Source organism: Pseudomonas sp. GW821-FHT02A11 (genome assembly GCF_059421985.1).
In genome coordinates, this window is record NZ_JBWKWB010000010.1 from 81,936 (window position 1) to 94,926 (window position 12,991).

Here is a 12,991-nt window from a genome sequence, read left to right on the forward strand (position 1 = left end):
TTTATCCATATGATTGGAAACGATGAATAGAAAATGCTGCATGGTGATGCAGCGTTTTTTGTTTATCCCTTTTCAATCCTTTTGCAGGGTCCACAAGCGCATTAAGTGGAAGTTAACAAAGGCAGCGTTGCTGAAACTAACATAATCTTTAGTATTGACGCCGATGATCTTTGCTATCGACAGCAACGGTTTATCACTACTCCGAAAATCGATAAGAATGGATTCCAGAAGCAAACGAATAGACGCTTTGCTCAATGAAGATTCCAACCGACATCTGGAGAACCAAAATGAAACATATCGCCTTCGCCGCGCTCTCGTTGTTCAGCGTATTTGCCTCGGCCAATGAGCTGCCTGCCAACCACAAAGGCCTGGACGTTGCCAAGGTCGTCAGCGTCAAGACTGCCCAGGATCCAGAGAAAGTCGACGGTCTGGTCAAGACTCAAATGACCTACGTTGACAGCGCCGGTGTCTCGCACAACCTGGAATACACCACTCGGGGTTACGGTCGCCAGAACGGCTAATCCACCGGGTAGACCCATGTTTGAAATCGACGAATAAAAACGCTGCATGAAAATGCAGCGTTTTTTATGCCCGCACGGTTGCAGACACATCCTACCCTCCCGATGAGCTGCTGGCGCCGATTTTAGTGAGCCTGGCCATCGCGATGCGCGCCCGCGCCAGCGGTTTTCCGGCCGGGGTGCGCCAGGGTGGGCCGCGATGGTTGAACATTGATCTGACGCCTCTGCGATCCCTTAGGGTGCTCACTGCTATCGCTGGTGATGATAGTGAGCATCAGCCATTACACGTTCAGTTATGGCGCATCGATCCGGACAATAGCCTGCATTGAAGACCTGCCTCCCGAGCAGAATTTTTTGACAGGACCCGCCCATGCGTACATTGCTGATCTCCACCGCCTTGACTGCGTTTGCCCTGCTGACCGGTTGCGCCTGCGCCCCCAACGAGCCGACCCTCACGCTGCAAACCAGCAAATCCCCGGAACAGTTCACGGCCTGCGTCGTGCCCAAGTTGCAGGGGCATTCGATGAACCCGGTCCTGTCCCAGACTCAGCGGCATTACCGCATCGTCGTGCCCAGTTCGGTGGCCGCCGATAACGTGATCGAGGCGTACAAGGCCAACGGCGGCGGCAAAGTCTTCATCTATGAGCGCAGCCTGTTGACCTCGGGCTTGGGTCAGGCGGCCAAAGACTGCGTGTGATCCCGTTGCCTCACAGCGTCCACCCCAGGCCCAGGGATTTGTGCAGCGAGGCAAAATCCTTGAGCAGCGCGGCGTCGCCGGAAATCCGGCTTTCCTGCGCCTGATAGCGGGTGCGCTCGGCGTCCAGCCAGTCCAGCGTGCTCGCGGTGCCTGCGCGATAGCGTTGACGGGTCAGGTCGGCGGCGCGCACAGCCGAGGCTTCAACGCTGCGCAACATCACCACGTTTTCCCGCTGATGGCCGTAGCGCGCCAACGCCACGTCGGCATCGCGCAGGGCACTCAACACCACACTTTTATACTGCGCCAAGGCCTCGTTGTGCCCGGCTTCTGCGCCTTTGACACTGGCGGCTACGCGACCGAAATCCAGGGCATTCCAGGTCAATCGTGGCAACAGCAACCAAGTGCCGTTTTCCTTGCGTGCGAGGTGGCCGGGGTCGGCGGCAGAGAACGACAAATCACCCATCAGGCTGAGTTTGGGAAACCAGTCGGCCTTCTTCTCGCCGATCTGTGCGTTGCTCGAAGCGAGGGCACGTTCGGCCACGCGGATGTCCGGTCGTGCCTTGAGAATCGCCGCCGGGTCGGCAAACGGCACCTGGCTCGGAATGGCCGGCAGCGGACGCGGGGTGTTCAGCTGAGCATCCAGCTCTCCTGGTTCCAGGCCGCACAGCAACCCCAGTTGATCCACCGATTCGACAATCGACGCCTGCAGCGGCAGACGCTGGGCGCGCGTGTTCTCAGCCTGAGTCAGCACCTGTTCGAGCTGCAGTTGTGAGGCCACGCCCTGGGCGCGGCGCTGTTGCGTGAGGTCGACGGCCTGCTCTTCGATCTCGACGCTGGCGTCCACCAGCGCCAGGCGCGCTTGCTGATCACGCAGATCGGCGTAGGTCTGCACCACTTCGGCGGCCAGTTGCACCTGCGCATCGGCCAGCCGCGCCTGGGACGATTCGGCTTCGGCCTGCGCCGCCTCGATCGCACGACGGGTGCCACCGAACAGGTCGGCCTCCCAGCTGGCATCGAAGCCCGCCAGATACAAGGTCAGCGGCCCACGTCCGCCGCCACTGCTGCCGCCCAGTGCAGAGGTGTCGGGGGAGCGCAGTTTGAGCATCGCGGCATCGCCGCTGAGTTTCGGCATCAGGTCAGCGTTGGCCCCGCTCAGACTGGCGCGTGACTGCTTGAATCGCGCTTGCGCGGTGGCGATGTCCGGACTGTTTTGCATGGCCTGATTGACCAAACCATTAAGCTGCGAATCGCCCAGGGACTGCCACCATTGCGCAACGCCAGGTGCTTTCGGGCTGGCGCTGTCGGCATGAGGCAAGCGCCCGGCGGCGAGGGTTTTCGGTGCGACATCCGGGGCGCCGTGGTAGTCCGGCCCTACGGTGCAGGCGGACAGTAGGCCGACGGTCAGCAGCAGAGGAAATGTACGAGCAATCATTTTCGTGGGCCTGCCTGCGCGGCGCGCTTTTTCAGGATGAAGATCAAAGGAAGGCACGCCAGCATGGCCAGCCCCAACACATAAAATGCATCGTTGTAGGCCATGACCGAGGCCTGTTGCCCGATGTCATTGGCCAGTTGCGCGAAGGCTTGCAGCTGCGCCGTGGTCGGGTCGCCAGTCTGCGCCAAGTAGCTGGCGGTGTTGCTGGCCATGTGGTCCTGCGCCAGTTGGCTGTTGGCCAGAATGCCTTCGCGCAGCGCGTCGTCGTGGTAGTGGCTGCGCCGGTCCATCAGCACACCGAGCAGCGCCAGGCCGATGGTGCCGCCCAGGTTGCGCGACATGTTATAGAGGCCCGCAGCATCGCCCGCGTCCCGCGCGTCGACCGAGCGCATCGACAGCTGACTGAGGGGCATCATCACCAGAATCTGGCCGAACCCGCGCAAGAGTTGCGACAGCACGAAGTCATGGCCCACGCTCTGGGCGGTGAGCTGGGTGTCGACGAAGCAACTGGCCCAGTACAGCAGCAGGCCTGCGCCGACCATCCAACGCAGGTCGTAGCGACCGAGCATCTTGGGCAGGATCGGCATCAGCAGAAACGCCGGAATACCCGACAGCAGCATGATCGAGCCCGACTGTTCGGCGTTGTAGCCCGACAGAATGCCGAGAAACTGCGGCACCAGATACGCCGTGCCATACAGGCCCGCGCCCACCGCCGTGGCGATGAGCAGCACGCTGCCAAAGCTGCCGTTGAGCACCAGTTGCAGGCGTAGAATCGGCGTGCGTGAGCGCAGCTGACCGACCGCGATCAGAAAGAAGCCGACCACTGTGGCAATGCTCAGCCAAATAATCAGCCGCGAGTCGAACCAATGCTCGCGCTGACCTTCTTCGAGCACCACGGTCAGCGAGCTCAAACCCATCGCCAGGCCGACGATTCCCGCCCAATCAGCCTTGATGAAGCGCTCCAGGTTCATCCGGTCGGACGTGAGCCCGGTCACCAGCAGGGTGATGAGCGCGATGGTAATGGGCAGATTGAGAAAGAAGCACCAGCGCCAGTTGATGTTTTCCGTCAGCCAGCCGCCGACCACCGGCCCCAGGAGTGGACCGAGGATCACCGTCATGCCGAACAGGGTCGTGCCAATGGGGAGCTGATGCGCGGGCAGGCGGGTGCGCACGATGGTCTGCGCAGTCGGGATCATCGCGCCGCCAGCAAAACCCTGACCGATGCGCCCGGCGATCATCGCGCCCAGGCTGGACGACAGGCCGCAGAACATCGAAAAGAAGGTGAACATCAGCGTGGTGCCGATGAGAAACCGGCGCAAGCCAAACACTTGGGTCAGCCAGGCGGCGAGGGGGATCATGACGATTTCCGACATCAGGTAGCCGGTGGCGATCCAGGTGCCTTCCGTACCAGTGGCGCCGATCTGCCCCTGAATCTGCGGCAGCGCCGAGTTGGTGATCGAGATGTCCAGTGTCGCCAGCAAGGCGCCCAGCGAGCCCGCTGCGACGGCGATCCAGTCGGTCAGCGAGGCGTTGCGCGGTGTGTCGGCGGATGCCGGGGTCACGGTGGCCTCAGCCATGGTGGGCGTCCGATGCGGCGTTGTCGGTCGATGCGCGAGGGCCGGTGCGGGTGTCGACATCGACCGTTGCCGACAGACCGGGTACCAGCGCCGGGCGCACGTCATCGCGGATGTCCAGGGCGATGCGCACCGGCACGCGCTGGACAATCTTGGTGAAGTTGCCGGTCGCATTGGACGGCGGCAGCAAGGCGAACTGCGCGCCTGTGCCCGGCGCCAGGCTGTCGATGTGGCCTTGCAACGGATGGCCTGGCAGGGCGTCGACGTGCACGGTCACCGATTGGCCGGGGCGCATGTCGCCGATCTGGGTTTCCTTGTAATTGGCGGTGAGGTAAATCGCGCTGACCGGCACCACGGTCAACAGCCGTGTGCCAGGTTGCACGTACTGGCCAATGCGCACGCCACGATCCGCGACACGGCCGTCGATGGGGCTGCGGATTTCGGCATCGTTCACATCCAGCTGACTTTGGGCCTCGCTGGCCCTGGCCACGCCCAGTTGCGCCTGGGCTTGCTTGAGCTGGGCTTGCAACGTGCCATAGCGGGTCTGGCTGGAACGCAACGCCGCCTGCTTGGCCGCTACGGTACTGCGGGCCTGGGCCAGTTGGTTATTGAGCTGCGCCAGACGCTCTTCAGGTTCGGCGCCTGAGCGTGCCAGCGGTGCATACCGGGCCACTTCGGTCTGGGCGTGACGAGCATCGGCTTCAGCGCCTTGAAGCTGCGCGCGAGCCTCGGCAATCGTCGAGTCCTGCTGCACCAGATCCGCTTGGGCCTTGGCCAGGTCGGCATTGCGCGCTGCAATGGTCGCCGACGCTTCATCGCTGACCGCCTGGTATTTGCGCGCATCGAGGCGCACCAGCACATCGCCGCGCTTGACCGTCTGGTTATCGGCGACAAGGACCTCGCCGACGTAGCCGCTTATTTTAGGCGCGACGCTGATGCTGTCAGCCTGCAGGTAGGCGTCGTCGGTGCTTTCGATGAAGCGCCCGGTGATCCACCACCAGGCGCCCCAGACCAGCGCGACCAGCAACGCGACGCCGACCAGCGTCAGCAAAATCCGTCGGGCCTTGCCGCGTTGGCCGTTGGCGGTGTCTTCAGGGGCGACCTGAGGCGAGGGTTGTGCAGCGGACATCAGGTCACTCCGGATTTATATCAGTCGGAATAAATTCCTTTTTTCGCGAATTTTTGTCAACTGGTATATTTTGCCCTGGTATCGAACGGGAGCTGCACATGGCACGACACAAACCGGCCGCCGAAGGTGGTTATCAGCGCGGCGAAGAAACCCGCGCACGCCTCATCGAGGCCGCTGTTTCGGTGTTTGGCGAACGCGGTTACGACGGCGCTTCGACTCGGGACATCGCCAACGCGGCGGGGGTGAACTCCCCGGCGTTGCAGTATTACTTCGACGGCAAGGAAGGGGTGTATCTGGCCTGCGTCGAGCACCTGATCACCTTGCTGTGGCGCAGGATGGGCGAGCCGGTGGAGGCCGCCGAACGCGCGCTGGCCGATCTGGCGGCCGGCGATCAGGCTCTGATCGAGACCTCGCTGGGCATTCTGGGGGCGGTGGTGTCGACGATTCAGGACAGCCCGCAGACCACGGCCTGGCGGGCTTTTCTGGATCGTCATCAGGCGGGGTTGTGTCCGGAGAGTGCGACGACGGCGTTCGAAGATCGCTTCAAGAAGCGCATCGGGGTAGTGATTCGCCAGTTGATCGCACGGCTGGCGGGGCTGGATGTCGAGGACGAGCGCACGATCATTCACTCGATCGCGCTGTTTTCTCAGGGGCTGGCGTTTCGGGTGCAAAAGCCCAAGTTGCTTGAGTCGCTGAAGTGGACGCAGGTGGGGGCCAAGGAGATGGAGCTGGTGCGCGATGTGGTGCTGACCCAGGCGCGGTTCACGTTGGAAGGGCTTGTCCGGCAGCGAGAGTCGAATTTGAGTCTGTAGCAGCCCGGCCGGGCTGCAACAGAGGTTTCACGCAGCTCAGTCCCCGGTCATTTCTGGGCCACCGCCGCGGCAGGCGCTTGCGGCATGTTCGCGGTGGCAGGGCCGCCATACTCGAACCGGTTCTGCGGCCGCATGCGAAACGACAGCATCACGCCGATCGCGAGCAACACAATGCTGACCAGAAACGGCAGCTGCCAGTTGCCGAACTGATCGATCAGCAGCCCCGCTGCCACCGGGCTGACAATCGCCGCCATGGCGGAGCCGGTGTTCATCATGCCGCTGGCCGTGCCGCAATGGTCCGGGGCGATGTCCATGGGGATGGCCCACATCGGGCCGATGGTCATTTCCGAGAAGAAGAATGCGACCGCCAGGCACGCCAGGGACACGTACATGTCGTGGGTGAACATCAGGGGTAACAGCGCCAGCAGGGTCAATGACAGGCAGATCGCGACCATGCGGCTGCGGGCCTTGTTCAGATCGCCCGTGCGTTTGTAGATGCGGTCGCTGACGATGCCGCCCAAGGTGTCGCCGACCACACCGCCGAAAAACACCGTTGAGGAAAAGATCGCTGTGTTTTTCAAGTCCAGGCCCATGTTCATGAAGTACATCGGCACCCAGCTGAGCAGCAGCCAGAGGGTCCAGCCGTAGCAGAAATAAACGACGGTCACCGGTGCCATGCGCTTGAACAGGCGACCCCAGGGCAGGGCGATCTTGCTTTTGGGTTTGGGTGGCGGCAGCACTTCCAGTTCTTGTTGCGAGATGCGCGGGTGGTCTTTCGGGTGTTCAGTGAAGACCAGCATCCACAACATCACCCAGACGAAACTGATGCCTGCGCAGACGTAGAACGATTCTCGCCACCCGTAGGCTGCCATCACCGCAATCATCGCGGCCGGCGCCAGGGCATTGCCCAAGCGGGCGAAGGCGTGGGTGATGCCTTGGGCGAAGCCACGCTGATCCTTGGCCACCCAGCGTGACATCGCGGCTGTGGCCGCAGGGAAGGTCGCGCCTTCACCCAGGCCCAGCAGCACCCGGGCAATGAGCAGGGAAACGAAGCCACCGGCCAGCCCCGTCAGCACTGTGGCGCCGGCCCAGATCAGGCCGCACACCACCAACGTGCGCTTGGCACCGAAGCGGTCGCTGACCCAGCCGCCGATGATCTGAAATACCAGATAGGGGTAGGCAAAGGCGGAAAAGACCAGTCCGATCTGGGTCTTGGTGAGGTTGAATTCGGCACCGAATCCGACCGCGGCGGTACTGACGTTGACGCGATCCAGGTAGGTAATGAAATACATGGCGCACAGCATGAAGAGCACCACCGTGGTGGGGCGTAGACGTAACAGCTTCATGTTCTATCTCCAGTTTCTTATTGTTATCACCAGGGATGGCGATTGAGTCGGGATAGTGCGTGTGTGGCGCTCAGGCACTGCGACGGGCGCCGCAGTGCCTGATGGATCAGTCGCGTCGAAGCGGTACGGATTGCCCTCCCAGGTAGTCCATCGCGGCAAGTACGCCACTGGACTGTAGCTTCACGCCTGCCAGTTGCAGGCCCATCTCGCAGCCGGTCAGCGTCGCCATCAGCGTCAGATCATTACAATCGCCCAGGTGGCCGATGCGAAACATGCGCCCCTTGACCTTGCCAAGGCCGGTGCCCAACGACATGTCAAAACGCTCGTAGATGATCTTGCGCACCTGATCGGCGTCGACGCCCTCAGGCGTTATCACCCCGGTCAGCACCGGGCTGTAGACCGCAGGGTCGGCACACTGGATCGGCAGACCCCAGGCGTTGACGGCCGTGCGGCAGGCCTGGGCCAGGCGATTGTGGCGAGCGAACACGTTGTCCAGGCCTTCGCCGAGGATCATGTCCAGCGCTTCGGCCAGCCCGTAGAGTAGGTTGGTGTTCGGCGTGTACGGCCAGTAGCCGGTCTTGTTCATCTCGATGATTTCATCCCACGCCCAGAAGCTGCGGGGCAGTTTTGCACGCTTGCTGGCGGCGATTGCTTTGGGCGACAGGGAATTGAAGCTGATGCCCGGCGGCAGCATCAGGCCTTTCTGCGAGCCGGACACCGTGACGTCCACGCCCCATTCGTCGTGGCGATAGTCCGCCGAGGCAAGGCCGGAAATGGTGTCGACCAGCAGCAGCGCCGGGTGGCCGGCGGCGTCGATGGCCTTGCGCACAGAGGCAATGTCGGAAGTCACGCCGGTGCTGGTTTCGTTGTGCACCACGCACACGGCCTTGATGCGCTGGCCGGTGTCTGCGCGCAGGTGCGATTCGATCATTTGGGCGTCGACACCGCCGCGCCAGCCTTCGATACCTGGCTTGCCGATAAACTGGGGTTTGAGGCCCAGGCTCAGGGCCATTTTCTGCCAGAGCGTGGCGAAGTGACCGGTCTCGAACATCAGCACTTCATCCCCTGCACTCAGGGTGTTGCACAGCGCGGCTTCCCAGGCGCCGGTGCCTGAGGCGGGGTAGATGATCACGGGGTTCTGCGTTTTGAAAATCTGCTTGATACCCGACAGCACCTTGAGCCCCAGCTCGCCGAATTCGGGCCCGCGGTGGTCGATGGTGGGGTAGCTCATGGCGCGCAGGATGCGGTCGGGGACAGGGCTCGGGCCTGGAATCTGCAGGAAGTGACGGCCGGCCGGGTGGTAGTTGAGCTTCAGCATTCGGTGACTCCTTTTATTGTTTTTTGTATTTTGAATGCAAAATACATTAGCACCGGCTCGACCTGTGTCAAACGTCACAATTGCGCTAATATTCGGGGTCTGATGAGTGTTTTCAGCATAAGGCGTTGGTAGAAACGTCGCTGTAGAGGATTTTGTATGCAAAATATCCAAGCGTTAACCGAACAGGAAAACGCCCGTCCGATGCTCAAGGTCGAGCGTCAGCGGCTGCACGATGTCGTCGTCGAACACCTGCGGACCTTCATTACCGAGGGCGTACTGGCTCCAGGCAAGAAGCTCAACGAGCGCGAACTCTGCGAGACCCTCGGGATCTCCCGCACGCCGCTACGCGAAGCACTCAAGGTGCTTGCCGTAGAGGGCTTGATCGAGATCAACCCCAATCGTGGGGCGTCGGTTGCACGCATGTCGGAGCTGGAAATTCGCGAGACCTTCGAACTGATGAGCGGTATCGAAGCCTTCGCCGGCGAGCTGGCGTGCGACCGCATCACAGCTGAAGAACTCGACGAGATCAAGGCGCTGCATTACGCCATGGTAGTCAGCAAGAACCAGAACGACTTGCCCGGCTACTACCAGCGCAACCGCGCCATCCATGACCTGATCAACCAGGCCGCACGCAACGGCGCGCTGCGTCAGGTCTACCTGTCGCTGAACCGGCGCATTCATGCATTACGTTTTCTTTCCAACCAGCAGGCACCGAAATGGGAGCGGGCGCTGCACGACCACGAAGCGATGATCGAGGCCCTCGAAACCCGCGATGGCAAGCGCCTGAGCAGCATTTTGCGTCATCACCTGCTGGAAAAACGTGACGCGATCATGCTGATGGCGCGTGACGACGCAGAGCATCCGGGATCAATTCGGCGTTAAACCTGAATAAGTTTGCGTCCTTAGGGTCATAAGCTCTATATTTGGATCTGTAGATTCAAACAGGAGCCCGCTATGACCGTCGCTATTGCCACTCAACCGCTTTCCCGCACGCAGGGCGTCATCGGCCTGCGTGCTGCGTTGCGCGTGCTCGACAAGTGGAAAGCCTCGAGCGAGCAGGCCTGTAAAATTCTGCGCATTTCCCGCAGCACCTACACGCGCGCCCGACAGGACGGCGCCGATTGGTCCGTTGCCCTGGACCTTGATCAGCTGCAACGCATCAGCTTTGTGCTCAACATCCACGCGGCGCTGCGTACGTTGTTCGACAATCCGGACAACGTCTATGGATTCCCGTCGATGGCCAATCACAATGAGTTCTTCAACGGTCGTTCGCCGCTCGATGTAATGGCGCAAGGTGACATGACCTCCCTTTACGAGACGTTTCGCCGAATCGATGCGTTGCGGGGCGCTCAATGGTGATGCCCGATTCTCTGCCCGAGTTAACGGATCAGCTGCAGCAGACCTATCGGCTGGTCAATTCCAAGTTCCCGCCTATCAGCCTTTTCAACGATGTCGCCGATGCCGACGAGTTCGAAACGCTGTACCAGATCCAGGCCCTGACCAATCCCCGTTTGCTCAACGAGATAGGCAGGCTGGAGCTGATCCCACGGCAAGAGATTCCGTTTGGCATTCCCGGTTGCTCCTACGCAACCGCCCCCTTTACCCATCTGAACCCGGCAGGCTCGCGCTTCAGTAATGGCACGTTCGGTGTGCTGTATCTGGCGGACACGATGGAAACCGCCATTGCCGAAGTCCGGCATCATCAGCAGCGCTATTGGGCTGGGGTCGAGGCGCTGAACTATGAGCGGTTCGTCTTTCGCAGTTTGTCTTGCCGTTTTAGTGAGGTCGGCAGTGTGGACGCCACGGGAATAACGCTGTCCGACGCCATTTATGCGCCTGACGATTACACGGCCTCCCATCAGCTGGGTGGCGCGTTGAAAGGCAAAGGCGCAGCAGGCCTGCGCTATAACTCGGTGCGCTCGCCCGGTAACCAATGCTGGGCATTGTTGACCCCACGCCACGTTCTCTCGATTCATCAGAGTGCCCATTACGAGATGATCTGGAATGGCCAGATCACTAGCGTCAATCGTCTTTCCGGTGCTTGAGCGCGATCCCGCCGCCCTACAGGACATCGCTCGTCACTGAGCGCAATAAGCCCTCGTGGTATTCTTGTCGCCTGTTTGTTCTCCCCGTGGAATCCCCGTGAAATTCATCCATCAGCGCGAACACCTCAATGAAGGCGACGTCGTCGTCATCGAGTCTTCCGGTGTCTGCAACATTCGTCTCATGAGCGATGCCAACTTCCGCAGCTTCAAGAACGGTGGCCGCCACACCTATCACGGCGGGGCGTTCGATCGCTTCCCGGCCAGGATCGTGGTGCCCAGCAGCGGTTTCTGGAACATCACGCTCGACACCGTCACCACCCGGGCGATCAGCGTGACGCGCAAGCCGAACATCAAGCACTCGATCAAGATCGTCCGCCGCTCCAATGCCGGGTTGCCTCGCTGAGCAGCCCCCTGCATCGTAAAAAGCGCCCACGAAAAAGCCCGCATCGCTGCGGGCTTTTTTGTTGTAGCAAGGCTGCTTAGAACACGACCCCCTGGCTGCGCAGGTAGTCGTCGTAGGTGCCGCTGAAGTCGGTTACGCCATTGGGGCTCAGCTCGATGATGCGCGTGGCCAGGGACGACACGAACTCGCGGTCGTGGCTGACGAAGATCAGCGTACCAGGGTAGTTCTCGAGCGCCAGGTTCAGCGCCTCGATCGATTCCATGTCCAGGTGGTTGGTCGGTTCGTCCATCACCAGCACGTTCGGCTTTTGCAGGATCAGCTTGCCGAACAGCATGCGGCCTTGCTCGCCACCGGAGATGACCTTGACCGATTTCTGGATCTCGTCGTTGGAGAACAGCATGCGCCCCAGGGTGCCACGAATCATCTGCTCGCCCTGAGTCCACTGACCCATCCAGTCGAACAGGGTGACGTCGTCTTCGAAGTCGTGGGCGTGGTCCTGAGCGTAGTAGCCCAGCTCCGCGCTTTCCGTCCATTTGACCGAGCCGGCGTCCGGGGTCAGCTCGTTCATCAGGGTGCGCAGCAGGGTGGTCTTGCCGATACCGTTCGGGCCGATGATCGCAACGCGCTCGCCCGCTTCAACGGTGAAGCTGAAGTTCTTGAACAAAACCTTGCCGTCAAAGCCCTTGGACATACGCTCGATGGTCACGGCCTGGCGGTGCAGCTTTTTGGTCTGCTCGAAGCGGATGAACGGGCTGACGCGGCTCGATGGCTTGACCTCGGCCAGCTGGATTTTATCGATCTGCTTGGCGCGAGAAGTGGCCTGCTTGGCTTTCGAGGCGTTGGCCGAGAAGCGGCTGACGAAGGTCTGCAGCTCGGCGATCTGGGCTTTCTTCTTGGCGTTGTCCGACAGCAACTGCTCGCGCGACTGGGTCGCTGCGGTCATGTACTCGTCGTAGTTGCCCGGGAACAGGCGCAGCTCGCCGTAGTCCAGGTCGGCCATGTGGGTGCAGACGCTGTTGAGGAAGTGACGGTCGTGGGAAATGATGATCATGGTGCTGTTACGCGCCGTGAGAATCGATTCCAGCCAACGAATGGTGTTGATGTCCAAGTGGTTGGTCGGCTCGTCGAGCAGCAACACTTCTGGATCCGAGAACAGCGACTGCGCCAGCAACACCCGCAGTTTCCAGCCCGGTGCGACTTCGGACATCGGCCCGAAATGCTGTTCCAGCGGAATGCCCAGACCCAGCAGCAGCTCACCGGCGCGGGATTCGGCGGTGTAGCCGTCCATTTCGGCGAACTCGGTTTCCAGCTCGGCCACGGCCATGCCGTCTTCTTCGGTCATTTCCGGCAGCGAGTAGATGCGATCGCGCTCGGCCTTGACCTTCCACAGCTCCTCATGGCCCATGATCACGGTGTCGATCACGGTGAACTGCTCGTAGGCGAACTGATCCTGACGCAATTTACCCAGACGCACATTCGGCTCAAGCATGACCTGACCACCCGACGGCTCCAGATCACCGCCCAGAATCTTCATGAACGTCGACTTGCCACAGCCGTTGGCACCGATCAGGCCGTAGCGGTTGCCGTTGTTGAATTTGACCGAAACGTTCTCGAACAGCGGTTTTGGGCCGAACTGCATCGTGATGTTAGCTGTGGAAATCAATTGCTTTACCTATCAAGGAGTTACAGGGCGCTGGGCTTGGCGTTGGACCAATTC

13 protein-coding genes are annotated in these 12,991 nt (G+C 61.1%); 7 read left to right on the plus strand and 6 right to left on the minus strand.

Features of this window, described 5'->3' with window-relative positions; all coding sequences use genetic code 11:
• Nucleotides 1-287: 287 nt before the first annotated feature.
• Together AC07V9_RS16160 and AC07V9_RS16165 are read left to right on the plus strand one after the other, a co-directional pair.
• Nucleotides 288-521, plus strand: coding sequence for a DUF2790 domain-containing protein (locus AC07V9_RS16160; protein ID WP_495016675.1), 234 nt, complete (start codon nt 288-290; stop codon nt 519-521).
• Between the two features lie 367 nt (nt 522-888).
• Entirely contained in the window at nt 889-1,215 is a 327-nt protein-coding gene (locus AC07V9_RS16165; RefSeq protein WP_495016676.1) for a hypothetical protein, read from the plus strand.
• A gap of 10 nt (nt 1,216-1,225) precedes the next feature.
• On the opposite strand, the gene AC07V9_RS16170 is transcribed toward AC07V9_RS16165, so the two are convergent.
• From AC07V9_RS16170 to AC07V9_RS16180, 3 genes are read right to left on the minus strand one after another with little or no spacing between them, the layout of a single operon-like run.
• The gene (locus AC07V9_RS16170) at nt 1,226-2,647 is read right to left on the minus strand and encodes an efflux transporter outer membrane subunit (protein WP_495016677.1); all 1,422 of its coding nucleotides are present in this window, start codon (nt 2,645-2,647) and stop codon (nt 1,226-1,228) included.
• Nucleotides 2,644-4,224 carry a DHA2 family efflux MFS transporter permease subunit gene (locus AC07V9_RS16175; RefSeq protein WP_495016678.1) on the minus strand — a complete coding sequence of 527 codons (1,581 nt, stop codon included), beginning with the start codon at nt 4,222-4,224 and terminating at the stop codon, nt 2,644-2,646. Before AC07V9_RS16175 ends, AC07V9_RS16170 begins: the two co-directional genes overlap by 4 nt.
• On the minus strand, nt 4,217-5,350 hold the full coding sequence (locus tag AC07V9_RS16180; protein ID WP_495016679.1) for an HlyD family secretion protein: 1,134 nt from the start codon (nt 5,348-5,350) through the stop codon (nt 4,217-4,219). Before AC07V9_RS16180 ends, AC07V9_RS16175 begins: the two co-directional genes overlap by 8 nt.
• A 98-nt stretch (nt 5,351-5,448) precedes the next feature.
• Between AC07V9_RS16180 and AC07V9_RS16185 the strand changes: the two genes are divergently transcribed.
• Nucleotides 5,449-6,162, plus strand: coding sequence for a CerR family C-terminal domain-containing protein (locus tag AC07V9_RS16185; protein WP_495016680.1), 714 nt, complete (start codon nt 5,449-5,451; stop codon nt 6,160-6,162).
• 47 nt (nt 6,163-6,209) lie between these two features.
• On the opposite strand, the gene AC07V9_RS16190 is transcribed toward AC07V9_RS16185, so the two are convergent.
• Nucleotides 6,210-7,508 (minus strand): MFS transporter, encoded by a 1,299-nt coding sequence (locus AC07V9_RS16190; protein WP_495016681.1) that lies wholly within the window; start codon nt 7,506-7,508, stop codon nt 6,210-6,212.
• A 106-nt stretch (nt 7,509-7,614) separates the two neighbouring features.
• Nucleotides 7,615-8,826 carry a pyridoxal-phosphate-dependent aminotransferase family protein gene (locus AC07V9_RS16195; RefSeq protein ID WP_495016682.1) on the minus strand — a complete coding sequence of 404 codons (1,212 nt, stop codon included), beginning with the start codon at nt 8,824-8,826 and terminating at the stop codon, nt 7,615-7,617.
• Between the two features lie 156 nt (nt 8,827-8,982).
• Between AC07V9_RS16195 and AC07V9_RS16200 the strand changes: the two genes are divergently transcribed.
• From AC07V9_RS16200 to AC07V9_RS16215, 4 genes are all read left to right on the plus strand, one after another.
• Nucleotides 8,983-9,708 (plus strand): GntR family transcriptional regulator, encoded by a 726-nt coding sequence (locus tag AC07V9_RS16200; RefSeq protein WP_495016683.1) that lies wholly within the window; start codon nt 8,983-8,985, stop codon nt 9,706-9,708.
• Between the two features lie 72 nt (nt 9,709-9,780).
• Nucleotides 9,781-10,185 carry an antitoxin Xre-like helix-turn-helix domain-containing protein gene (locus AC07V9_RS16205; protein WP_495016684.1) on the plus strand — a complete coding sequence of 135 codons (405 nt, stop codon included), beginning with the start codon at nt 9,781-9,783 and terminating at the stop codon, nt 10,183-10,185.
• Complete coding sequence (locus AC07V9_RS16210; protein ID WP_495016685.1) at nt 10,185-10,871, plus strand: RES family NAD+ phosphorylase; 687 nt, start codon at nt 10,185-10,187, stop codon at nt 10,869-10,871. The genes AC07V9_RS16205 and AC07V9_RS16210 overlap by 1 nt, the downstream gene beginning before the upstream one ends.
• Before the next feature lie 97 nt (nt 10,872-10,968).
• The gene (locus tag AC07V9_RS16215; protein WP_495016686.1) at nt 10,969-11,274 is read left to right on the plus strand and encodes a DUF1883 domain-containing protein; all 306 of its coding nucleotides are present in this window, start codon (nt 10,969-10,971) and stop codon (nt 11,272-11,274) included.
• A gap of 76 nt (nt 11,275-11,350) precedes the next feature.
• Here AC07V9_RS16215 and AC07V9_RS16220 read toward each other — a convergent pair whose 3' ends face one another.
• The gene (locus AC07V9_RS16220; RefSeq protein ID WP_495016687.1) at nt 11,351-12,937 is read right to left on the minus strand and encodes an ABC-F family ATPase; all 1,587 of its coding nucleotides are present in this window, start codon (nt 12,935-12,937) and stop codon (nt 11,351-11,353) included.
• Nucleotides 12,938-12,991 lie beyond the last annotated feature (54 nt).